The organism is Pseudomonas qingdaonensis, assembly GCF_018398475.1.
GTDB lineage: Bacteria > Pseudomonadota > Gammaproteobacteria > Pseudomonadales > Pseudomonadaceae > Aquipseudomonas > Aquipseudomonas palmensis.
On the sequence record NZ_CP074676.1, the window covers coordinates 2,670,635 to 2,689,876 of the forward strand.

Consider the following 19,242-nt stretch of genomic DNA (forward strand, 5'->3'; position numbering starts at 1 on the left):
GCTCAGGCTCCTGTCGCGCGCAACTGCGCGGTGGCCTGCACGGGCCGGCTCAGCGCCTGCCGTTCACCGCGAAAGTGCGGCAGGACGTGCTCGCCCAGGCGGTAGGCTTCTTCCAGGTGCGGGTAGCCGGCCAGGAAGAACAGGTCGATGCCCAGCGCGTTGTACTCGCGAATGCGCGCCACCACGTTGGCGTAGCTGCCCACCAGCGCCAGGCCCGGCGGGATGCCGATGTGGCTGAAGCCCGACCACACGTTGGGGTAGATGAAGAAATCGTCGAAGGCACGCTCGTCGTGCTCGGGCCGGTAGTCCTCCTCGTAGCTGAGCTTGCGCGCGGTACGCAGCCCTTCGTGGGCCGCCTTGGCCTTGGCGGCCCCCCTGGCCACGCCCTCGTCGAAAAAGCGCTTGGCTTCGGCCAGCGCCAGTGCCTCGGTCTCGCGGGCGATCACGTCGATCGACAGGCCGAAGCGGATGTCGCTGCGGCCGAACGTGAGTGCACGCTGGCGGATGTCGGCGATCAGCGCGGCGATCTCGTCGGGGTGTTCGGCGCGCATCAGGTAGAAGTCGGCATGCTTTGCAGCGAACTCGCGGGCGGCAATCGACGAGCCGGCGGTGCAGATCAGCGGCAGCTCAGCCTTTTTCTGCGGCCCGCGCAGGCCGCCGCATTCGGCCTTGTAGAAGCGCCCGTCGTAGTGGAAGTGCTCCGAGTGCCAGTAGCCCTTGACCACATCCATGAACTCGGTGGCGCGGGCGTAGCGCTCGTCGTGCTCGGCCAGGTCGCCGACCTGGCGCTGGAGGGCGTCCGAGCCGCCGTTGATGATGTTCCACACCAGCCGGTTGCCGCTGGCGCGCTGGTAGGTGGCGGCCTGCTGCACCGCCACCCACGGGGTGTAGTGGTAGGGCTGGAACGCGGTGACGAACTTCAGCGTGCGGGTTTCGCGGGCCAGCAGCGAGCACACCGTCCAGGGCTCTTCGCCGGACGGCGCATTGACCATCAGCGCACCGCCGAAGCCGTTGATTTCGGCGGCCCGGGCAATCTGCCCCAGGTAGTCGATGTAGGTGAAGTGGTCACCGACCGCAAACCCCGACACCGCGCCGGTGCTGGCGCCGCCGGCATGCCAGTCGCCGCGGTTGCGCGGGTCGCCGGGCAGGAACTGGGTTTCACCGTGCAGCGGCAGGCGGGTAAAGAATTCGATGCTCATGGGCAGGCTCCTGGCTTATTGCACGCTGGGGTTGCAGATAGGGGTGACGGGCTGGTCGCTGAACACCTTGCGCGCGAAGGGCAGCGAGTCCTTGAGCGAGGCATTGACCGTCTCGCTGTGGCCCAGGCCCTTGTACAGGTGGCCCTCGACCACCGAGCCGGCAGCGCACGCGTCCTTCATCAGGCTGACCTGGGTGACGGCAGCGGGGGTCTTGTCCTCGGCGCCGGTGCCGATGAAGATCGGCTGCGCAAGCTTGAGCGTCGGGTAGGAGACCTGCGCCAGCCACGGCTTGAGTTGTGCGCCGTCGTTGGCCTTGCGCGTGTTGGCCGGGGTCAGCCCGGTGCCGATCACATCGGCGGTGAGCGACGCCAGGCAGGTGGTGCGAGCCTGTTCGAACAGTGGCAGGGCCTTGTCGGTGTAGAAGTCGCGCGGGTCGATGCTCGGGTCGTATTGCTGCGCGGCCAGCAGGGTGTAGAAACCGTAGGCCAGTGACGCGTCGACCTTGTTCGGGTCCTGCTCACCCACGTTGCTGGCGCCCACGGTGTAGATCACCCCGGTACCGACGCTGCCCTTCAGGCCCAGGTCCGGAGCGTAGGTGGGGGCATAGGCGGCAGAGGCGAAGGCCCCGGCGCCGCCCTGGGACTGGCCGACCACCAGCACCTTGTTGGCCAGGCCCGGCACCCCGCTGACCACGGCGCGGGCCGCGTCGAGGATGCCGTAGGCGGCCATGCGGTTGTTCAGCAGCGGGTGGCCGCCGGGCACGCCCAGGCCCTGGTAGTCGGTGGCTACGATGGCATAGCCCTCGTTCAGCCAGCGCGCCAGGTACTGCACGTCGCGGTACGAGCGGCCCGACCAGGACGGCGCGCAGATGTCGGCCACGCCGACGGTGCCATGCCCCCAGGTGACCACCGGCCAGCCGCCTGCCGGGGCCTTGCCCTGGGGAATGAACAGCGCGCCGGAGACCGCGATCGGGGTCTTGCCGTCGATGCCGTCGGTGGAGCTGTAGAGAATGCGCAGCTGGCTGGCCGCACCGGGCAGGCTGAGGGTCTGCTCCAGCGGCTCGCTGCGCAGCAACCTGCCGGGGGTGGCCGGGATCGCCTGTTCCCAGTGGTAGAACGCCGAAACGCGCCCGTCGCCCTGCAGCGGGTCGGGCGTGGGGGCGTAGGTGTCGGCGGCCATGGCGGCGCAGGAGAGGGCGAGCAGGCTCAGGCCGAAGGCCACGGAGTGCGGGAATTTCATCAGGGGCTTCCTTGGGCGAAACAACGATGCCGGGTGCAGAGCGAAAGCCGTGCCAGATGCTGAAATGTTCACGCAACCTGCTGAATAAAAAGGGTTTTACTGGTTTTATCCAGTCGCTGCCCAGCACCGCGCTGCTGATTCGCAAGCAACCGCCGGGGCCGGATTGCTGCTGTGGCAGCAGTGCCTCAGCAGGTGGCTTCTGATAGGTGAAATTGGAATATACAAAGATGAATTAATAATTATTTGTTCTAATTTGTTTCGTGCACTATGGGCCGGCGCTATCAATGCCAGGAATGCACCATGTCGCTGATTACCCATCCCCATGCCCGGGAACTGACCAAATCCGTTCGTGCCACCGTGCTGGTGTTCAAGGACCCTCGCTCCCAGGAACTGCTGGCCCGTATCGAGCGCCTGGCGCCGAGCGAGGCCAACACCCTGATCATCGGCGAGACCGGCACCGGCAAGGAACTGGTGGCGCGGCATATCCACCAGTTGAGCCGGCGCGGTCGCGAACCGTTCGTGGCGGTGAACTGCGGCGCCTTTGCCGAAACCCTGGTGGAGAGCGAGTTGTTCGGCCATGAAAAGGGCGCATTCACCGGGGCCACCAACAGCAAGGCGGGCTGGTTCGAGGCAGCCAATGGCGGCACGCTGTTTCTCGACGAGATCGGCGACCTGCCGTTGAACATGCAGGTCAAGCTGCTGCGTGTGCTGCAGGAACGCGAAGTGGTGCGGCTGGGGTCGCGCACGCCGATCCCGATCAACGTGCGCCTGGTGGCGGCCACCAACGTCAACCTGGCCGATGCGGTGGTGGCGGGGCACTTTCGCGAAGACCTGTTCTACCGCCTGCACGTGGCGACCATCCGCCTGCCGCCGCTGCGCGAGCGCCCCGGCGACATCCTGCCGCTGGCCGAATTCTTTCTCGAGGAGCATTGCCAGCGCCTGGGCTACAGCCGCGCCAGCCTGAGCCTGGAGAGCGAGCGCAAGCTGTTGGGGCACAGCTGGCCAGGCAACATCCGCGAGCTGGAGAATGCCATTCACCATGCCTTGCTGGTGTGCCGCCAGCAGGTGGTGCAGCCGGCCGACCTGCACCTGGTGGACATGCGCTCGGTGGGTATCCGCCAGGAGGAGAGCGCCCAGCCGCTGCGCCTGCAGACGCCCGAGGCGCCGAGCCTGGAGGCGGCGCTGACGGCGCTGTTCGAGCAGAACGTCGAGGATTTGTACGAGCATATCGAAGAGACGGTGTTTCGCACCGCGTACCGCTACTGCCACGGCAACCAGCTGCAGACCGGGCGCCTGCTCAACATCAGCCGCAACATCGTGCGGGCGCGGCTGGAGAAGATCGGCGAGCTCAAGCGTAGCGATACTGTCGGCCTGTAAGGGCCCTTCGCGGGTCAAGCCCGCTCCCACAGGTTGTGCACCGACTTGAGGGGCTGTGATCGTTCTGTGGGAGCGGGCTTGACCCGCGATACAGGCGCCACCGGGTCAACTGATCCGCATTAATCCCCCCAACCTGAATCTGTAACCCAGTACACCTCGAAGCCATAGTAGCGGCCTCCCTGATGAGGTCCGACCATGTATCACTACGACGAATACGATCGTGCACTGGTGTTCGAGCGCGTAGCCCAGTTCCGCGACCAGGTGCAGCGCTTCACTGCCGGTGAACTGAGCGAAGAAGAATTCCTGCCACTGCGCCTGCAAAATGGCCTGTACCTGCAAAAGCATGCCTACATGCTGCGCGTGGCCATCCCCTACGGCACCCTCGGCGCCCGCCAGATGCGCACCCTGGCCAGCATCGCGCGCGACTACGACCGCGGCTACGGCCACTTCACCACGCGCCAGAACATCCAGTTCAACTGGGTCGAGCTGGCCCAAGTGCCGGATATCCTGCAGCGCCTGGCCGAGGTCGACATGCATGCGATCCAGACCTCCGGCAACTGCGTGCGCAACATCACCACCGAGGCCTTCGCCGGCGTCGCCGCCGACGAGATCATCGACCCGCGCCCGCTGGCCGAGATCCTGCGCCAGTGGTCGACCATCAACCCCGAGTTCCTGTTCCTGCCGCGCAAGTTCAAGATCGCCATCTGCTCGGCCCGCCAGGACCGCGCAGCGATCATGATGCACGACATCGGCCTGTACCTTTACCGCGACGGGCGCCAGCAGATGCGCCTGCGGGTGATGGTCGGCGGCGGCCTGGGGCGCACGCCGATCCTGGGCCTGCAGATCCGCGAGGGCCTGCCGTGGGAGCACCTGCTGTCCTACGTCGAGGCCATCCTGCGGGTGTACAACCGCCATGGCCGGCGCGACAACAAGTACAAGGCGCGCATCAAGATCCTGGTCAAGGCACTGGGCATCGAGGCCTTTGCCCGTGAAGTCGAACAGGAATGGCAACACATCAAGGACGGCCCGGCGCAGCTCACCGAAGCCGAGTTCCAGCGGGTAGCCGAAGGCTTCGCGCCGCCACGCTACGCCGCGCAGCCCGACGGCGACCTGGACTACGGCACCCACCTGGCCATGGACCGCTCCTTCGCCCGCTGGGTCTCGCGCAACGTGCAGCCGCACAAGGTGGCCGGCTATGCCAGCGTGGTGCTGTCGACCAAGCCCGGCCCGGCGGCGCCCCCCGGCGACCTCACCGCCGAGCAGATGGACAACGTGGCCGACTGGTCGGAGCACTTCGGTTTCGGTGAAATCCGCATCGCCCACGAGCAGAACCTGATCCTGCCCGATGTCCGCAAGGCCGACCTGTACCCGCTGTGGCGTCTGGCCTGCGAGCAGGGCCTGGGCACCGCCAACATCGGCCTGCTGACCGATATCATCGCCTGCCCGGGCGGCGACTTCTGCGCGCTGGCCAACGCCAAGTCGATCCCCATCGCCCAGGCCATCCAGAGCCGCTTCGACGACCTCGACTACCTGCACGACCTGGGCGAGCTGAGCCTGAACATCTCGGGCTGCATCAACGCCTGTGGCCACCACCACATCGGCAACATCGGCATCCTGGGCGTCGACAAGAACGGCAGCGAGTGGTACCAGGTGACCCTGGGCGGGGCGCAGGGCAAGGCCAGCGCACTGGGCAAGGTGATCGGCCCGTCGTTCAGCGCCGCCGAGATCCCCCGCGTGATCGAGCAGATCGTGGCCACCTACTGCGCCTACCGCGAACTCGACGAGCCCTTCGTCGACACCGTGGCGCGGGTGGGGCTGGAGCCGTTCAAGGAGCGCGTCTATGCCAGGCAGCCGGAGGTGTCCACATGCGCAATGTGATCGCGATACGCCAAGGGCAGGCGCAGCTTGTGGAGGGCGACAGCTGGCAGTTGCTGCGCGAGCAGGAGGCGCCGCTGCCGACGGGCGCGCTGATTTTGCCGCTGCACCGCTGGCTGGCGCAGCCCAGTGGTTATCACGGGCTGTGGCTGGGGCCGGATGACGATGTCGAGTCGCTGCAGCTGTGGCTGGGCGTGCTGCCGCTGATCGCCATCGACTTCCCCTCGTTTCGCGATGGCCGTGGCTACAGCCAGGCCTACCTGCTGCGCACGCGGCTGGGCTGGCAGGGCGAATTGCGTGCTGTCGGCGATGTGCTGCGCGACCAGCTGAGCCACATGCGCCAGTGCGGTTTCGACAGTTTTGCCGTGCGCGAGGACAAGTCGGCAGCCGACGCGCTCAAGGGCCTGCAGGGCATGAGCGTGCTCTACGGGCGTTCGGTGATCGAGCCCAGGCCGCTGTTTCGGCGACGTTGAGTGCGTAGGGTGCTGTCGCGCCGGTGATGGAACGGGCTACCATGCAGGTTCGCCCGTTGGACAGGATGTTGCAGCATGCTTTTCAGTACCCGTACTGCCCGGCCGGCCGATGCTGAAGCCCTCAGCGACATCGCCAGCCAGACCTTCGCCCTGGCAAGCCCCGCCGATTCGTCGGCCAAGGCGCTTGCCGCCTATATCCGAGGCCATCTTCAGCCCGAACACTTCTGCCTGCACCTGATCAGCCGCGCCAAGCAATTGCGCGTGCTGGAGCATGACGGCGTGGTGGTGGGCTACACCCTGATCGACAAGGCGGCGCAGGCGCTGGGTATCGAGGCGGCCGACGGCCTGCCGGAACTGAGCCGCTGCTACGTACTGCCCGAGCACCATGGCCAGGGCGCGGCCCAGCGCCTGCTTGAGGACACCCTGGCCCAGGTGGGCGGGGCGATCCGCCTGACGGTCAACGAACACAACAGCCGGGCGATCCGCTTTTACCAACGCAATGGCTTCCGCCAGGTGGGCGAGGCCATTTTTGTCTGCGGGCCGGAACGTCACCGTGACTGGGTGATGGTGCGCGCCTGCGCCACTGCCGAACCAGAGGCTGCCGATGACTGATCTTTCTGCCTACCCCATCACCCGCAAATGGCCTGCCCGCCACCCCGAGCGCCTGCAACTGTATTCGCTGCCCACGCCCAACGGGGTGAAGGTGTCGATCATGCTCGAAGAGACGGGCCTGGCCTACGAGGCGCACAAGGTGGACTTTGCCACCGAGGATCAACTGAGCGCCGAGTTCATCTCGCTCAGTGCCAACAACAAGATCCCCGCGATCCTCGACCCGCACGGGCCGGGGGGCAAGCCGCTGGGGCTGTTCGAGTCGGGGGCGATCCTGCTGTACCTGGCCGAGAAGACCGGCCAACTGCTGCCTGAAGACCCGGCTGCGCGCTACGAGACGATCCAGTGGCTGATGTTCCAGATGGGCGGCATCGGCCCGATGTTCGGCCAGGTGGGCTTCTTCAACAAGTTCGCCGGCAAGGCCTATGAAGACAAGCGCCCGCTGCAGCGCTACGTGGACGAGGCGCGGCGCCTGCTGGGCGTGCTGGACCGGCGCCTGCACGGGCGCGACTGGATCATGGGCGAGTACGGCATCGCGGACATCGCCACGCTGCCGTGGGTGCGCAACCTGATCGGTTTCTACGAAGCGGGGGATCTGGTGCGGATCGAAGAGTTCGTACAGGTTCGCCGCGTGCTGGAGGCGTTTCTGGCGCGGCCGGCGGTGCAGCGTGGCTTGCTGATTCCGGGTTGACCGGGTTGTGCTGCGTTCAGCGCGGGCCTGGCCCGCGCTGAACGCAGCGCCGTCTCAGTGGCTCTGGCGCCACGTCACCTCGGTGATTCCGTACCGCTCGGCCAGTGGCTTGCTGACCTTCTTTACCTTCTCGCGCCCATAGCGCGGAATATGCCCCACCCCGGCGTCACAGCTGGCCCAGTGCCAGGCTTCGGCGTTGTCCATCGCCTCGGCACGAATCACGAAGGACTTCTGTTTGCCGTGCAATTGATAGTCGATGACGAAGAGTTTTGCGTTGTTCATGGTTCCCTGAAAATCCTTTCAACGTGGTGACCGATGCGTGTTCACTCATACCGCCTAACTAAGTACCTTCCAGCCACCAAATAATTCAGTCTGATTGTTCGACATCAGTGTTCGGCGCTGACGGTGAGGTGGCGGGCATCGGTGTCGAACACTACCTGTTCCAGCCGGTGGGCCATGCCGCAGGCCAGCGAATCGTAGGCAGGGATCACCCGTTCCTCGGCCGACAGGCAGTGGATGATGTCCAGTTTGCGCTCGGCATGGGCGGTCTCCAGTTCGAAGATCCGCGCATAGCGCTCCAGGTCGTTGTTCAGGCTCGACAGGTATTCACGCAGGCGCGAGTGGTCCACCGCGCTCTGGCTGAAGTGCCAGGTCATGGGGTGGATCAGAAACCGCGAGTGGGGCACGGCCAGGCGTTCGCTGGCGGCCAGGTACATCACGATGCCCATGGATTCGATGTTGCCCGCATTCACCGCGCTGACCGGCACCGGCAGCGACTTGAGGAAGCTGTAGATCGAGAACCCCAGGTGGGTGCTGCCGCCGATGGTCGACAGGTTGAGCAGCAGGGCGCTGGCCCCTTCGTCGATCGCCTGCAGGCAACGGTCGCGAAAGCGCTCGGTGGTGCCCTGATCGATCGGGCAGTGAAAGTGGATGACGTACTGCTTCATCAAGAGTCCTCAAGATCAAGAGTCCTCAAGACCGACGCACCCTCGGTGCGCCGGTCGCTCGAGCGTCAGCTACGACCACCACCACTTGGTTTGCGGGTGTCAGACTTGGTGGCGTCAGGCTTCTTGTTGCCCTGGCTGCCAGCGCCGCCTCCGGAGGCCTGCCCACCTTTTTTGCCGGCTTCCGACGCCTTGTTCTTGTCGTTGGCAAAGTTTCCCGAGTTTTCTTTCTTGTCCATGATGCTGATCCTCATGTCATTGGGATGCGAAGCCTTGTGGACCTCACATAGGTGTGGAGATAGGCCACGGGGCAAAGTTTTAAAATCTTTGCGTGCATGAGACGAACGGTAAGCCCGCACGACTTTTTCATCCGCTTGGCGGGGCTGTGGAACTTTGCAGCGCAGCGCCCATTCCCTTGCATATCGACTGCAAGGGGCAGCCAAGAGGACAACGGCCATGACCGTGATGAACGCAACCCGCCCGACTGCCGACCTGGCGCAGGTTCAGGCCGGCGACCTGCTCAACCGCTACCAGGCGCTGCTGCGCGGTGACCTGGTGGGCAGTGCCGCCTGGCTGGCCGAGCAACTGCTGCGCACCCAGGGACTGCAGGACGACCTGCCGGCAACCCCGGGCGAACTGGACGCGTGGACCGACCGGCGCACCGCCGCAGTTGCCGGCGAATACGCCGAGTACCTGGCCGGGCGCAAGGCCGGCGCGCCCCGGCGCTATTTCAGCACTCGCGCCCACGCGCTGTACTTTCTGCACCATGTGGCCCCCACCAAGGCGGTGGACGGCGCCTGGCTGCACGGGCTGCTGCGACACTGGGCCGACCCGCGCTATCACGGGCTGATCCGTATCTACCTCGAAGAGCTGGGCGATGGCGACCCGGCCTGCAACCATGTGCTGATCTATCGCCGCCTGCTGGCCGAGGCCGGTTGCCACGAGCCGGTGCCGCTGCCCGACGAGCGTTACCTGCAAGGCTGCCTGCAACTGGCGCTGGGGGCCAACAGCGACATGTTCCTGCCCGAGGTGATCGGCTACAACCTGGGCTATGAGCAACTGCCGTTGCACCTGCTGATCAGCGCCTACGAGCTCGACGAACTGGGCCTGGATGCCCAGTACTTTCGCCTGCACGTCACCATCGACAACGCCAGCAGCGGCCATGCACGCAAGGCCGTGCAGGCCCTGCAGCAGTTGAGCCCGGAGCAGGACGACGGGCGTTTCTACCAGCGCGTGGCCGCCGGCTACCGGCTCAACGACCTGGGCCAGGGCTCGGCGGCGATCATCGCAGGCTTTGACCTGGAGGCCGAGGTGGTAGCGCTGCTCGAACGCAAACGCGCCTTCGGCCAGCACATGCATTCGGATTACTGCCGCTTCCAGGGGCGCACCGTCAATCAATGGCTGGCCGAGCCGGGCAGCATGCCGGGCTTTCTTGGCGTGCTGGAACAGAAGGGCTGGATCAAACGCGGGCAGGACCCACAGCTCAGCCGCTTCTGGCAGGTGATCGAGGGGCCGGGCGCGGCGATGTTCGGAGTGTTCAGCGTGTATGAGAAGCAGCTGCTGCATGACTGGATTACCGGCGACTGGCAGCCGGCCGGCAACCCCGAGCGTACCCAGGGCAGCGCCCTGCAACCCTCGATGCCTTCGGACGACACCGCGCTCGACATCGAGCTGCAGGCGCTGCCCGCACAGTGCCGTATCGAACGCCTGATCGACGCCATGGCCGGCAACCGCCATGCACTGCCGCGCGGCCTGCAGGCCACGCGGATGTACCGCCAGCTCACCGGCCTAAACTGAAGGAGTGCACCATGCTGCTGAACACCTGCCAGCCTGAAGCGGACAAGGCCCTGCTGCAACTGGGCCGGCGCCTGCAGGCCGACGGCTACCGCTTCACCTGCGTCACCCCGCTGACCCAGCAGCGCAACAACGAGCGCCAGAGCGCGGCGCGGGCGCGCACCCTGCGCGACATTTTTGGCTGGAACCGTCCGTTCACCGCTTCGCTGCTGTCGGCCGACGAACTGGCGCAGATGCGCGTGGCACAGATTCTCGACGAAGACGGCGACTGCTGGCGCAGCCGGGTGCGCTGGTCGAGCCTGGAGGACCTGCTGTTCGTGCATTCGGGCTTTCCCACCACGCAGGCCGATGCGGTGTTCTTCGGGCCCGACAGCTACCGTTTCGCACACTTCATTGCCAGCCACTTGCAGGGCCGCTTCAGCGAAATCAACCACGCGGTGGATATCGGCTGCGGGGCCGGGGTAGGGGCGATACTGATCGGCCGTGCACGCCGGCACGCCCAGGTCACCGCGCTGGACATCAACCCCGACGCCCTGCGCCTGAGCGCGATCAACGTGGCCCTGGCCGGGCTGGCCAATGTGTCGGTGGCGCACAGCGATGTACTGCAGGGCATTACCGGCAACTTCGACCTGATCGTCGCCAACCCGCCGTACATGCTCGATGCCGGCCGCCGCGCCTATCGGCACGGTGGCGGCAGCCTGGGCGCCGACCTGTCGCTGCGCATCGTCAACGAGGCAATCGGGCGCCTGAGCCAGGGCGGCACGCTGCTGCTGTACACCGGGGTGGCGATGGTCGACGGGCACGACCCGTTCCTGGCCGCCATCCGTGCCCAGCTCACCGCCCCGCAATGGTCGTGGCACTACCAGGAGCTGGACCCTGACGTGTTTGGCGAGCAACTGCTCGAACCTGGCTACGAGCAGGTCGAGCGCATTGCAGCGGTGGGGCTGACGGTGACGCGCAACGGCTGAACATGCCGGTGCGGTTTCATTGCCCCGGTCAATCAGATGCCGGGGGCTGTATTGGAGTTTTCGATTTGAATGTCGGGCCCGGGGGGCCCTTACTAGTGGTTACACCTGAGACATCGAGGGTTGCATCATGCCAATGAACGGAGTGTGTGATCTGGAACTGCGTCGCCTGATAGAAGGCGCCTTTCTGCCATGGCGCTGTGAAGTGGCGTGCAGCGACGGATTGGCGCTGACCATCCACCTGCCGGCCGATGCCGAGTATGCCGAGCTTACGGTCACGGGTATCCAGCTGAGCGCCTTGCCCGACGTACGGGCCATCGCGGACCTGGTGGGTCAGATCCGCGAAGAGCGCCGCACCATGGGCCTGCAGCCGCGCAGGCTGTACCGCGCCTGACCCCCATGCGCCCGGCTAGCCCAGGCCGGCCGGGCGCAGGTATTCCGGTTGCAGGGTGTTGAACCAGAACAGGATCATCGACACCAGGATGGTCACCTGCACCAGCAACCCCACCCCCCACACGCTGGCCGAGTACAGCAGGCCGTCTTCCTTGCGGATGCGCATGAAGGTCGGCAGACCGGTGAACAGCAGAAAGGTCGCGTACACCGTGGCCGCGCCCAGTATCGTGACCGCCAGCCAACGGCTCGGGTACAGCCCGGCCAGCCCGGCTACGAAATACGGTGTGGCGGTGTAGGCGGCAAAGCCGATGCACTGGTTGAGGGTGGGGCGTGCATCGAAGGTACGCGACATCCAGCGGATGAATGCCCCCATCAGCACCGTGCCCGCCATGATCGCCAGAAACAGCAGGATGCACAGCTGCAACGCGCTGCTGGCACTCAGGCGCACGTTCTCGTTTTCGGCCAGGCTCCAGCCCACCGAGGTGATCCCGATGAACAGGCATACGGTGGGGATCAGTGCCAGCAACAGCAGGTGTGACAGGTAGTGACGCGGGTGGGCTTCCTCGTCGTGGCGAATATCGGCCCACGCCGAGTTGGGTTGGGTGAACAGCTTGACCAGGTGGCTTGTCATGGCGGTCTCCGGTACCGGGGCGAAAGGGCCCCTCGTGTTCTGTGGAGGTCACAAAGCGGCCAGGGTTTCATCGGCTTTGCCGCAAGCGGACCAACTGCCTTGAACCATTGCGCGCGCGGGCCGGTCACTTCTTGCAGGGGCGCCAAACGGCGCCACCGATGACGACCATCACCTTCAGGAGTCAAGACCATGGACCAACAGACCTGTGCCTGCCCGGACTGCAACTGCAAGGTTGGCGACAACCCCGTGCAACGCGAAGGCAAGTCTTATTGCTGTCAGGCCTGCGCCGATCATCACCCGGCCGGCAAACCCTGTTCTGCCAGTGGTTGCGGCTGCGCCAGGCAGGCCCCCACGCACTGAGGCACTGAACCGTACCGGAGGATCCCGATGTCGACGCCAAAACCCAGCAACCAGTACAGCATGCGCAACCCGCTGACCCAGTACCCGCAACCGCCGTTTCCGGCCCAGGGCCAATCGGCGCCGGGGCTGGACAGCGGCATGCAACCCAAGCCGGACCACGGTGAGCACAGCTACCAGGGCTTTGGCCGGCTCCAGGGGCGCAAGGCGCTGATCACGGGCGCCGACTCCGGGATCGGCCGTGCGGTGGCCATCGCCTTTGCCCGCGAGGGTGCGGACATCGTGCTCAACTACCTGCCCATCGAGCACAGCGATGCCAAGGAAGTCATCCAGTTGATCGAGGCCGAGGGCCGGCGTGCCATCGCCTTGCCGGGCGACCTCAAGGACGAGGCCTTTTGCCGCGAACTGGTCAGCCAGGCCCACGACCAGTTGGGCGGGCTGGACATCCTGGTCAACGTGGCAGGCAAGCAGGTGGCGCGCAAGCAGGTGGGCCAGGTCAGCAGCGAACAGTTCGACGCCACCATGAAGACCAACGTGTACGCGCTGTTCTGGCTGTGCCAGGCGGCCGTGCCGCTGATGCCGGCCGGGGCCACCATCATCAACACCGCATCGATCCAGTCGTACCAGCCGTCGGCGACCCTGCTCGACTACGCCACCACCAAGGCGGCGATCGTGGCCTTTACCAAGGCCCTGGCCAAGCAGGTGATCGAGCGCGGCATCCGTGTCAACGCGGTGGCACCGGGGCCGATCTGGACGGTGCTGCAGCCCAGCGGCGGGCAGCCGCCGGAGAAGATCCCCGACTTCGGCGGGCACACGCCGATGAAGCGCCCCGGCCAGCCGGCCGAGTGTGCGCCGTTGTACGTGCTGCTGGCGTCGCAGGAATCCAGTTACATCACCGGTGAAGTGTTTGGCGTGACCGGTGGCAACCCATTGCCTTAGGCGAGGAGACGAGCATGGCCAGCAGGGCGATCTGGAAGGGCGCGATCAGTTTCGGGCTGGTGCATATCCCGGTGTCGCTGACCACGGCGGTCAGCAGCGACCGTGTCGATTTCGACTGGCTCGACAAGCGCAGCATGGACCCGGTGGGCTACAAGCGGGTGAACAAGGTCACCGGCAAGGAGATCGACAAGGAGCATATCGTCAAGGGCGTGGCGTTCGAGAAGGGCCGCTATGTGGTGATCAGCGAGGACGAGATCCGCAAGGCGCGGCCTGAGGCCACCCAGACCATCGATATCTTCTCGTTCGTGGGCAGTGACGAGATCCCGCTGCAGCACTTCGACACGCCGTACTACCTGGCGCCGGACAAGCGCGGTGGCAAGGTCTATGCGCTGCTGCGCCAGACCCTGGAGAGCACCGGCAAGGTGGCGCTGGCCAAGGTGGTGCTGCACACCCAGCAGCACCTGGCGCTGCTGCGCCCGCTGGAGGACGCCCTGGTGATGATCACCCTGCGCTGGCCCGATGAGGTCCGCGGGCTCGAAGGGCTGGAGCTGGACAAGAGCGTGAGCGCGGCCACGGTGGACAAGAAGGAGCTGCAGATGGCCAAGCGTCTGGTGGAGGACATGGCCGGGCACTGGACGCCGCAGGAGTACCACAACGACTTCAAGGACACCATCATGGCGCTGGTGGAGGAGAAGGCCAGTCAGGGCAAGATCGCCACCGTGGAGGCGCCCGAAGACCAGGCAGCAGGCAAGGGGGCGGACATCATCGACCTCACCGAGCTGCTCAAGCGCAGCTTGGGTGGGGGCAAGAAGGCGCCGGCCAGGAAGGCAGCGCCTTCGCGGTAGGAGCCGGCGTTGCCGGCGAAGGCCACACTGCGGTCTGTCGGGCTTTTGCGGTGTTCGCTTCGCCAGCAAGGCTGGCTCCTACACAGGCTGCGGCGTTACCGCGGTCTCCTGCAAATGCAGCCACTTGCCCTGCGCGTCGAACACCACCGTCGACCAGCGCAGCGTGGTCTGGCCGCTGTCATCCTGCTGATGCTCGCGATAGGTCACCACCCCCGGCGCAACGTCGTGCATCTCATCGATCTCGATGCGCAGGCCAGGCCGTGAGCCATAGGCCTGGGCAAAAAAACTCTCCAGCTGCGCCTTGTCGAGCACCGTGCCCTTGAGCGTGAACATCGAGAACCCCTCGGCAAAGCGCTCCAGCAACGGCGGCCGTGCCTCGCCGGCCAGCCACTGGCGGATCTGCACATGCGCCTCCAGCACCTCTTCAAACCCCGCATTACGCTCTGGCATTGCACTCACTCCACAGGTTGAACAAACAGGGCCCCGGCGCCCGGCAGGCGCAGCACCCAGGGCAAGGGCAGCAAAGTCAGCGCGGCGCCCAGCGCCAGCGCTTGCGCGTAGGCTGTAGGCTCCGGCAATCGCCAGTCGAGCACTGCGCCGAGCAACGCCACCCCGAAAAAGAAACTCAACTGCCGGTTCAGGCTCCACAACGCACTGGCCGCGCCCATGGCCGCCTCGGGGATCGCCACGAACGCCGCCGTCTGCGCGGTGCTGCTGCACAGGCTGCTGCCCAGGCCCAGCAACGCATACAGCAGCACCAGCCAACCGGGGTGGGCGACCAGCCAGGGGCTGGCCAACGCCAGCACCGCCAGGCTTTGAATGCCCATGCCGGCCAGCAGCAGCGGGCGTGGGCCCAGTGCGTTGAAGCGCCACCGGCTCAGGGCGATCGCCGCCAGCGCACCGGCGGCCCACGGCAGCATCAGTCCGCCGGTGGCAGTGGCGCTCAGGCCAAGCGTGCCTTGCAGGTACAGCGCCGCCACCAGGTTGATCCCCATGAACACGCCCGGTACGCACAGGTAGATGAGCATGGCGGTGTGCAGCAGTGGCTGGCGCAACAGGCGCAGGTCCAGGGCCGGCCGTGCGCTGGGCTGGGGCCGACCGCCGGGCAGCCAGGCCAGCACCAGCGCGGCGCACGCCAGGGTGGGCGCAAGCAGGGCGAAGAACACCCAGCGCCAGTCGCCCTGGTCGGCCATCAGCCCGCCCAGCGCCGGCGACAGCGCCGGCACCAGCAGGGCCACCATCATCACCCGCGAGGTGAGGCCGGCGCGCTCGCTGGCGGGGCAGGCGCGGTAGGCCAGCGCCTGGCCCACCGGGATCAGCAAGCCGCCACCCAGGCCCTGCAGCAGGCGCCAGCCGATCAGTGCCTCGATGCTCCGGGCCGAGCCTGCCAGGGCACAGCCCAGGCCGAACAGGGCCAGCGACAGCAGCAGAGTGGCGCGCTCGCCGATGCGCTGCGCCAGCCCGTTACCCAGCGGGATGATCAGGGTCAGGCCGAGCATGTAGGCGTTGCCGACCCAGCCCAGCTGCGTGACCGAGGCGCCGAGCTGGCGCTGCAGGGCGGGGTAGGCGCTGTTGAGCACGAACAGGTTGAGCAGGTCGAGGGCAAAACCCATCAGGAAGATCAGGCTGACTTTGCTGCGAAAAGGCATGACGGGCGCCGCTGGAGAACGATGGGCGCAGTGTAGGGCGGTGCTGATGATTGAATAAGCCCCGCAATACTGCCAGATTGGTCGAATTATTTTGACAATCAAGGGGCCTTTGCATGGTCAGCCTGGACCGTTTCGAGCTGTTTTGCGCCGTGGTGGAGGCGGGGTCGTTCACGGCGGCGGCCACACGCCTGTGCCAGACCCGCGCCGCGGTCAGCTTCGGTATCAAGCAGCTGGAGGCGCAGTTGGGCGTGACCCTGCTGATCCGCACCACGCGCCGGGTGGCGTTGACCGATGCCGGCGAGGGCTTCTACCGTCAGTGCCTGCTGGTGCTGGAGCAGGCGCGGCTGGCCATCGAGCAGGCGCGTGCCGAGCATGGCGGGTTGCAGGGCAGCCTGCGGGTCACCTCCACGGTGGAGTACGGTTTGCGCGTGGTGGCGCCGGCCTTGCAGCTGTTCATGCGTGAGCACCCGTTGCTCAACGTGCGGCTGGAAACCCACACCAGCCATGCGGACCTGGTGCAGGAGCGCTTCGACGTGGCCATCCGGTTGGGTCAGGCGCAGGACTCAGGCTACCGCGGGGTGTGCCTGGAGACCTATGCAGTGCACCTGGTGATGGCGCCGGGCGTGGGCGTGCCGGGGGCGACGCTTGCCCAGGTGAACGCCTTGCCCAGGCTGGTGCATGGGCGTTTCGAGCGCCAGGCCGGTTGGGCGTTGCTCGATCAGAGGGGGGAGGCGGCGGTGTACGAGCCTTCGGGCCGGGCGGTGATGGTGGCAGACAATGCCTCGATCCTGCGTTCGTTCGCCTTGCAGGGGCTGGGCGTGGCGCTGCTGCCGGCCTGGTTGATCGAGGACGACCTGCGTACCGGGCGTCTGCTGGATGCATTGCCGGGGTATCGCTTTGTCGAGCAGAGCGTGTATGCACTGTACCCGGCCAGCAACCACGTGCCGCGCAAGGTGCGGGCCTGGATCGATTTTCTCAAGGGGTATGTGAACGGCATGTAGGCGCCGGCGTTGCCGGCGAAGGGGCGCGTTGCGTTGGCCGGTGTTTCGCGGTGTCCGGTTCGCCAGCCTGGCTGGCTCCTACAGCGCAGCACCCGGTGTCGCTTCCAGGCCCTTGTCCAGCTTCAGCAGCTCCAGCAACCGTCTGGCGTCATAGGGCGCGCGCACCTTGATGTCGTTGTCGAAGTAGCAGTACACATCGCGATGCGCCGCCTTCGGCGCCGCACTCGCCGCATCGATCAACCGCGCATCCCCAGGCTGCGCCCCGCGTTTCCACGCCTGGATACGCTTTTGCCAGCCGCGCAGGGCCGCCTGCGAATACCCGCTGCTGTACAGCGCCACATCCCCATGCAGGCGCATGTACACGAAGTCGCTGGTCAGGTCCTCCACATGCGGCCACTTCTTCGCCGTGTCGGCCACCACCAGCGCTACCCGGTACTTGCGCAGCAACGCCACGAACGCCGGGTCCAGAAAGCTCTCGTGACGCACCTCCACTGCATGGCGCACCACCTGCCGGTCGGCGCCCTCTAGGTAACCCGCACGCTGCATCCGCTCGGCACACTGCGCGGCCAGGGCCTTGGCCTGCTTGCCGGTGTGCGGCAGGCGCGCCAGAAACGCATCGAACAACCCCTCGTCAAAACGCATGTTCGGTGGGAACTGCCACAAGGTCGGCCCCAGCTTGCTGCCCAGCGACAGGGGCCCGGAGGCATAGAAGTTGGCCAGCGGTTCGTCGATCTCGCGCAGGCGCTTCACGTGGGTGATGAAGCGCGGCGCCTTGACGCTGAACACGAAGCCTGGCGGCGTTTCGGCCGCCCAGCCGGCGAAACGCTCGGGACGTTGCAGCGCATAGAAGGTGCCGTTGATCTCGATGCTGTTGACCGCCCGCGAGGCGAAGTGCAGCTCGTCCTTCTGGCGCAGGCCCTCGGGGTAGAAGTCGCCCCGCCACGGCACATAGCGCCAGCCCGAGATGCCGATATGCACCTGCGCCGCGCCACGGCTCACGGGGTAGCCGCCAGGGTGGTGAGGAAGTCGCCGAAGCCGCCCCGCGCCCGGCAGTCGCCACGGCTGCTGGTGGACACGCTGTTGCGTGCCGTCCACACGATGCGCGCGCCGCTCAGCTCAAGGTCGCTGATCAGTTGCACGTCTTCGTCCAGCGGCACGGGCCGGAACCCGCCGACCCGCTGGTAGGCCCTGGCGCAGATGCCCAGGTTGGCGCCATGGATGTGCCGGTGGTCCTCGCGGGCCTGGTAGTGGGCCAGGTAACGCGCCTGCAACGCCGCATCCTGGTGCGCCTGCCATTGCTCCACGTGCACCGTGCCGCACACGGCGTCGGCGGCGCAGTCCAGCTGGCACACCAGCCAGTCGGCCGGCACGCAGCTGTCGGCGTCGGTGCAGGCCAGCCAGCGCGCGCCGCGCTCGAGCATCCAGCTGGCGCCGGCACGCCGGGCGTAGCCCACGTTGCGCGCAGTGACCTGCAGGGTGTGCACGCCGTGCGCCAGGGCAATGGCTTGGCTGGCATCGCTGCACTGGTCGAGCACCACCACGATCTCTACGCGCTCGCCAAGGGCCTCGGCCTGCGCCGCCGCCTGCCCGAGGGCGCGCAGGCAGGCCGGCAGGTACTGTTCTTCGTTATGCGCGGGGACGATCACGCCGATCATAGGCAAGGCTCCTGCAGGTCAATGGCACACGGCTGGCAACACCAGTATTCGAGCAGGAAGTCGGCTTCTTCGTGGCGCACGGCGCGGTACAGCGGCAGGCGCTGATCGAGCAGGGCGTGTACCTGGCGGCCATCCTGCGGGCAGCCGTCGATGGGGTGCAGCCAGTGGCAGGCCAGCAGCGCACCGCCAGGGCTCAGGCTGGCCACGGCCTGTTCGATCACCTGCAGCCACTGCGCGGGGTCGAGGTAGTAGCCGATCTCGCTGAGCACGATCAGGTCGAACTCGCCCCCCGGCCAGTCGCCGGGCAGGTGGCCCTGGCTCACACTGGCCTGGGGGCAGGCTGCCAGGCGCCGGCGCGCAAGCTCCACGGCAGTGGCATTGAGGTCCTGGCACAGCAGGGCCTCGGTGCGCTCGGCCAGCGCTGCACTGAGCTCGCCGTTGGCGCAGGCGGGCTCGAAGATGCGCGTGTAGTACTGGCGCGGCAGGCAGGCCAGGGTCAGGTCGCGCTTGCGCTTCTCGTACCAGCGGGTCCGAAAGGCCCAGGGGTCTTCATCGTGCTCGAACAGCTGTTCGAAATACTGCGGCGATACGCTCATGGAAACACCC

At 66.5% G+C, this 19,242-nt stretch carries 24 protein-coding genes; 13 read left to right on the forward strand and 11 right to left on the reverse strand.

Annotated elements, in window-relative coordinates:
* Positions 1-2 precede the first annotated feature (2 nt).
* Together KH389_RS12160 and KH389_RS12165 are read right to left on the reverse strand one after the other, a co-directional pair.
* On the reverse strand, positions 3-1,199 hold the full coding sequence (locus KH389_RS12160; protein ID WP_213607405.1) for an LLM class flavin-dependent oxidoreductase: 1,197 nt from the start codon (positions 1,197-1,199) through the stop codon (positions 3-5).
* Between the two features lie 15 nt (positions 1,200-1,214).
* Positions 1,215-2,438: a lipase family protein gene (locus KH389_RS12165; RefSeq protein WP_054914432.1), complete on the reverse strand. Its 1,224-nt coding sequence runs from the start codon at positions 2,436-2,438 to the stop codon at positions 1,215-1,217.
* An 11-nt stretch (positions 2,439-2,449) separates the two neighbouring features.
* On the opposite strand from KH389_RS12165, the gene KH389_RS12170 reads away from it, so the two are divergent.
* The 6 genes from KH389_RS12170 (at position 2,450) to KH389_RS12195 (ending at position 7,463) form a co-directional block, all read left to right on the forward strand.
* The gene (locus KH389_RS12170; RefSeq protein WP_213607406.1) at positions 2,450-2,641 is read left to right on the forward strand and encodes a hypothetical protein; all 192 of its coding nucleotides are present in this window, start codon (positions 2,450-2,452) and stop codon (positions 2,639-2,641) included.
* Positions 2,642-2,738: 97 nt separating this feature from the next.
* Positions 2,739-3,815, forward strand: coding sequence for a sigma-54 interaction domain-containing protein (locus KH389_RS12175; RefSeq protein WP_043860049.1), 1,077 nt, complete (start codon positions 2,739-2,741; stop codon positions 3,813-3,815).
* A gap of 195 nt (positions 3,816-4,010) precedes the next feature.
* Positions 4,011-5,693, forward strand: a complete 1,683-nt coding sequence (locus tag KH389_RS12180; RefSeq protein WP_100632707.1) for a nitrite/sulfite reductase — start codon at positions 4,011-4,013, stop codon at positions 5,691-5,693.
* Positions 5,681-6,163, forward strand: a complete 483-nt coding sequence (locus KH389_RS12185; protein WP_043860047.1) for a DUF934 domain-containing protein — start codon at positions 5,681-5,683, stop codon at positions 6,161-6,163. The genes KH389_RS12180 and KH389_RS12185 overlap by 13 nt, the downstream gene beginning before the upstream one ends.
* A 75-nt stretch (positions 6,164-6,238) precedes the next feature.
* Positions 6,239-6,775 (forward strand): GNAT family N-acetyltransferase, encoded by a 537-nt coding sequence (locus KH389_RS12190; RefSeq protein WP_043860046.1) that lies wholly within the window; start codon positions 6,239-6,241, stop codon positions 6,773-6,775.
* Positions 6,768-7,463: a glutathione S-transferase N-terminal domain-containing protein gene (locus KH389_RS12195; RefSeq protein ID WP_213607407.1), complete on the forward strand. Its 696-nt coding sequence runs from the start codon at positions 6,768-6,770 to the stop codon at positions 7,461-7,463. The genes KH389_RS12190 and KH389_RS12195 overlap by 8 nt, the downstream gene beginning before the upstream one ends.
* Before the next feature lie 54 nt (positions 7,464-7,517).
* Here the strand turns inward: KH389_RS12195 and KH389_RS12200 are convergent, their stop codons facing one another.
* From KH389_RS12200 to KH389_RS12210, 3 genes are all read right to left on the reverse strand, one after another.
* Positions 7,518-7,745: a DUF6555 family protein gene (locus KH389_RS12200; protein WP_043860044.1), complete on the reverse strand. Its 228-nt coding sequence runs from the start codon at positions 7,743-7,745 to the stop codon at positions 7,518-7,520.
* 104 nt (positions 7,746-7,849) lie between these two features.
* Positions 7,850-8,410, reverse strand: a complete 561-nt coding sequence (locus KH389_RS12205) for an ATP-dependent Clp protease proteolytic subunit (protein WP_043860043.1) — start codon at positions 8,408-8,410, stop codon at positions 7,850-7,852.
* A gap of 65 nt (positions 8,411-8,475) precedes the next feature.
* On the reverse strand, positions 8,476-8,649 hold the full coding sequence (locus KH389_RS12210) for a KGG domain-containing protein (protein WP_370409158.1): 174 nt from the start codon (positions 8,647-8,649) through the stop codon (positions 8,476-8,478).
* 214 nt (positions 8,650-8,863) lie between these two features.
* Between KH389_RS12210 and KH389_RS12215 the strand changes: the two genes are divergently transcribed.
* From KH389_RS12215 to KH389_RS12225, 3 genes are all read left to right on the forward strand, one after another.
* Positions 8,864-10,204, forward strand: a complete 1,341-nt coding sequence (locus tag KH389_RS12215; protein ID WP_213607408.1) for an iron-containing redox enzyme family protein — start codon at positions 8,864-8,866, stop codon at positions 10,202-10,204.
* Positions 10,205-10,215: 11 nt separating this feature from the next.
* Entirely contained in the window at positions 10,216-11,169 is a 954-nt protein-coding gene (locus KH389_RS12220) for a methyltransferase (RefSeq protein WP_043860041.1), read from the forward strand.
* A gap of 127 nt (positions 11,170-11,296) precedes the next feature.
* The gene (locus KH389_RS12225) at positions 11,297-11,560 is read left to right on the forward strand and encodes a DUF1652 domain-containing protein (protein WP_043860040.1); all 264 of its coding nucleotides are present in this window, start codon (positions 11,297-11,299) and stop codon (positions 11,558-11,560) included.
* Positions 11,561-11,575: 15 nt separating this feature from the next.
* Here KH389_RS12225 and KH389_RS12230 read toward each other — a convergent pair whose 3' ends face one another.
* Entirely contained in the window at positions 11,576-12,190 is a 615-nt protein-coding gene (locus tag KH389_RS12230; RefSeq protein ID WP_054914434.1) for a Yip1 family protein, read from the reverse strand.
* A 189-nt stretch (positions 12,191-12,379) separates the two neighbouring features.
* Between KH389_RS12230 and KH389_RS12235 the strand changes: the two genes are divergently transcribed.
* From KH389_RS12235 to ku, 3 genes are read left to right on the forward strand one after another with little or no spacing between them, the layout of a single operon-like run.
* Positions 12,380-12,550 carry a metallothionein gene (locus tag KH389_RS12235; protein WP_043860038.1) on the forward strand — a complete coding sequence of 57 codons (171 nt, stop codon included), beginning with the start codon at positions 12,380-12,382 and terminating at the stop codon, positions 12,548-12,550.
* Between the two features lie 27 nt (positions 12,551-12,577).
* Positions 12,578-13,486: an SDR family oxidoreductase gene (locus KH389_RS12240; RefSeq protein ID WP_043860037.1), complete on the forward strand. Its 909-nt coding sequence runs from the start codon at positions 12,578-12,580 to the stop codon at positions 13,484-13,486.
* A gap of 14 nt (positions 13,487-13,500) precedes the next feature.
* Positions 13,501-14,331: a non-homologous end joining protein Ku gene (gene ku, locus KH389_RS12245; protein WP_058540248.1), complete on the forward strand. Its 831-nt coding sequence runs from the start codon at positions 13,501-13,503 to the stop codon at positions 14,329-14,331.
* 78 nt (positions 14,332-14,409) lie between these two features.
* Here ku and KH389_RS12250 read toward each other — a convergent pair whose 3' ends face one another.
* Positions 14,410-14,781 carry a DUF4440 domain-containing protein gene (locus KH389_RS12250; protein ID WP_210014986.1) on the reverse strand — a complete coding sequence of 124 codons (372 nt, stop codon included), beginning with the start codon at positions 14,779-14,781 and terminating at the stop codon, positions 14,410-14,412.
* Between the two features lie 5 nt (positions 14,782-14,786).
* Positions 14,787-15,980 (reverse strand): MFS transporter, encoded by a 1,194-nt coding sequence (locus KH389_RS12255; protein ID WP_213607409.1) that lies wholly within the window; start codon positions 15,978-15,980, stop codon positions 14,787-14,789.
* A gap of 113 nt (positions 15,981-16,093) precedes the next feature.
* On the opposite strand from KH389_RS12255, the gene KH389_RS12260 reads away from it, so the two are divergent.
* Positions 16,094-16,981: a LysR family transcriptional regulator gene (locus tag KH389_RS12260; RefSeq protein WP_043860033.1), complete on the forward strand. Its 888-nt coding sequence runs from the start codon at positions 16,094-16,096 to the stop codon at positions 16,979-16,981.
* 78 nt (positions 16,982-17,059) lie between these two features.
* On the opposite strand, the gene KH389_RS12265 is transcribed toward KH389_RS12260, so the two are convergent.
* Genes KH389_RS12265 through KH389_RS12275 form a run of 3 tightly spaced genes read right to left on the reverse strand, consistent with a single transcriptional unit; the run spans position 17,060 to position 19,232 of the window.
* Positions 17,060-17,980 (reverse strand): DUF72 domain-containing protein, encoded by a 921-nt coding sequence (locus KH389_RS12265; RefSeq protein ID WP_078481219.1) that lies wholly within the window; start codon positions 17,978-17,980, stop codon positions 17,060-17,062.
* On the reverse strand, positions 17,977-18,636 hold the full coding sequence (locus KH389_RS12270) for a glycosyltransferase family 2 protein (protein ID WP_043860031.1): 660 nt from the start codon (positions 18,634-18,636) through the stop codon (positions 17,977-17,979). The genes KH389_RS12265 and KH389_RS12270 overlap by 4 nt, the downstream gene beginning before the upstream one ends.
* Positions 18,633-19,232 (reverse strand): class I SAM-dependent methyltransferase, encoded by a 600-nt coding sequence (locus KH389_RS12275; RefSeq protein WP_054914437.1) that lies wholly within the window; start codon positions 19,230-19,232, stop codon positions 18,633-18,635. The genes KH389_RS12270 and KH389_RS12275 overlap by 4 nt, the downstream gene beginning before the upstream one ends.
* Between the last annotated feature and the right edge of the window lie 10 nt (positions 19,233-19,242).

What these genes read in the sequence shown, in the direction of transcription:
- KH389_RS12160 (WP_213607405.1), bottom strand. Translation starts at nt 1,199, where the DNA reads ATGAGCATCGAATTCTTTACCCGCCTGCCGCTGCACGGTGAAACCCAG.
- KH389_RS12165 (WP_054914432.1), bottom strand. Translation starts at nt 2,438, where the DNA reads ATGAAATTCCCGCACTCCGTGGCCTTCGGCCTGAGCCTGCTCGCCCTC.
- KH389_RS12175 (WP_043860049.1), top strand. Translation starts at nt 2,739, where the DNA reads ATGTCGCTGATTACCCATCCCCATGCCCGGGAACTGACCAAATCCGTT.
- KH389_RS12180 (WP_100632707.1), top strand. Translation starts at nt 4,011, where the DNA reads ATGTATCACTACGACGAATACGATCGTGCACTGGTGTTCGAGCGCGTA.
- KH389_RS12185 (WP_043860047.1), top strand. Translation starts at nt 5,681, where the DNA reads ATGCGCAATGTGATCGCGATACGCCAAGGGCAGGCGCAGCTTGTGGAG.
- KH389_RS12190 (WP_043860046.1), top strand. Translation starts at nt 6,239, where the DNA reads ATGCTTTTCAGTACCCGTACTGCCCGGCCGGCCGATGCTGAAGCCCTC.
- KH389_RS12195 (WP_213607407.1), top strand. Translation starts at nt 6,768, where the DNA reads ATGACTGATCTTTCTGCCTACCCCATCACCCGCAAATGGCCTGCCCGC.
- KH389_RS12200 (WP_043860044.1), bottom strand. Translation starts at nt 7,745, where the DNA reads ATGAACAACGCAAAACTCTTCGTCATCGACTATCAATTGCACGGCAAA.
- KH389_RS12205 (WP_043860043.1), bottom strand. Translation starts at nt 8,410, where the DNA reads ATGAAGCAGTACGTCATCCACTTTCACTGCCCGATCGATCAGGGCACC.
- KH389_RS12215 (WP_213607408.1), top strand. Translation starts at nt 8,864, where the DNA reads ATGACCGTGATGAACGCAACCCGCCCGACTGCCGACCTGGCGCAGGTT.
- KH389_RS12220 (WP_043860041.1), top strand. Translation starts at nt 10,216, where the DNA reads ATGCTGCTGAACACCTGCCAGCCTGAAGCGGACAAGGCCCTGCTGCAA.
- KH389_RS12225 (WP_043860040.1), top strand. Translation starts at nt 11,297, where the DNA reads ATGCCAATGAACGGAGTGTGTGATCTGGAACTGCGTCGCCTGATAGAA.
- KH389_RS12230 (WP_054914434.1), bottom strand. Translation starts at nt 12,190, where the DNA reads ATGACAAGCCACCTGGTCAAGCTGTTCACCCAACCCAACTCGGCGTGG.
- KH389_RS12235 (WP_043860038.1), top strand. Translation starts at nt 12,380, where the DNA reads ATGGACCAACAGACCTGTGCCTGCCCGGACTGCAACTGCAAGGTTGGC.
- KH389_RS12240 (WP_043860037.1), top strand. Translation starts at nt 12,578, where the DNA reads ATGTCGACGCCAAAACCCAGCAACCAGTACAGCATGCGCAACCCGCTG.
- ku (WP_058540248.1), top strand. Translation starts at nt 13,501, where the DNA reads ATGGCCAGCAGGGCGATCTGGAAGGGCGCGATCAGTTTCGGGCTGGTG.
- KH389_RS12250 (WP_210014986.1), bottom strand. Translation starts at nt 14,781, where the DNA reads ATGCCAGAGCGTAATGCGGGGTTTGAAGAGGTGCTGGAGGCGCATGTG.
- KH389_RS12255 (WP_213607409.1), bottom strand. Translation starts at nt 15,980, where the DNA reads ATGCCTTTTCGCAGCAAAGTCAGCCTGATCTTCCTGATGGGTTTTGCC.
- KH389_RS12260 (WP_043860033.1), top strand. Translation starts at nt 16,094, where the DNA reads ATGGTCAGCCTGGACCGTTTCGAGCTGTTTTGCGCCGTGGTGGAGGCG.
- KH389_RS12270 (WP_043860031.1), bottom strand. Translation starts at nt 18,636, where the DNA reads ATGATCGGCGTGATCGTCCCCGCGCATAACGAAGAACAGTACCTGCCG.
- KH389_RS12275 (WP_054914437.1), bottom strand. Translation starts at nt 19,232, where the DNA reads ATGAGCGTATCGCCGCAGTATTTCGAACAGCTGTTCGAGCACGATGAA.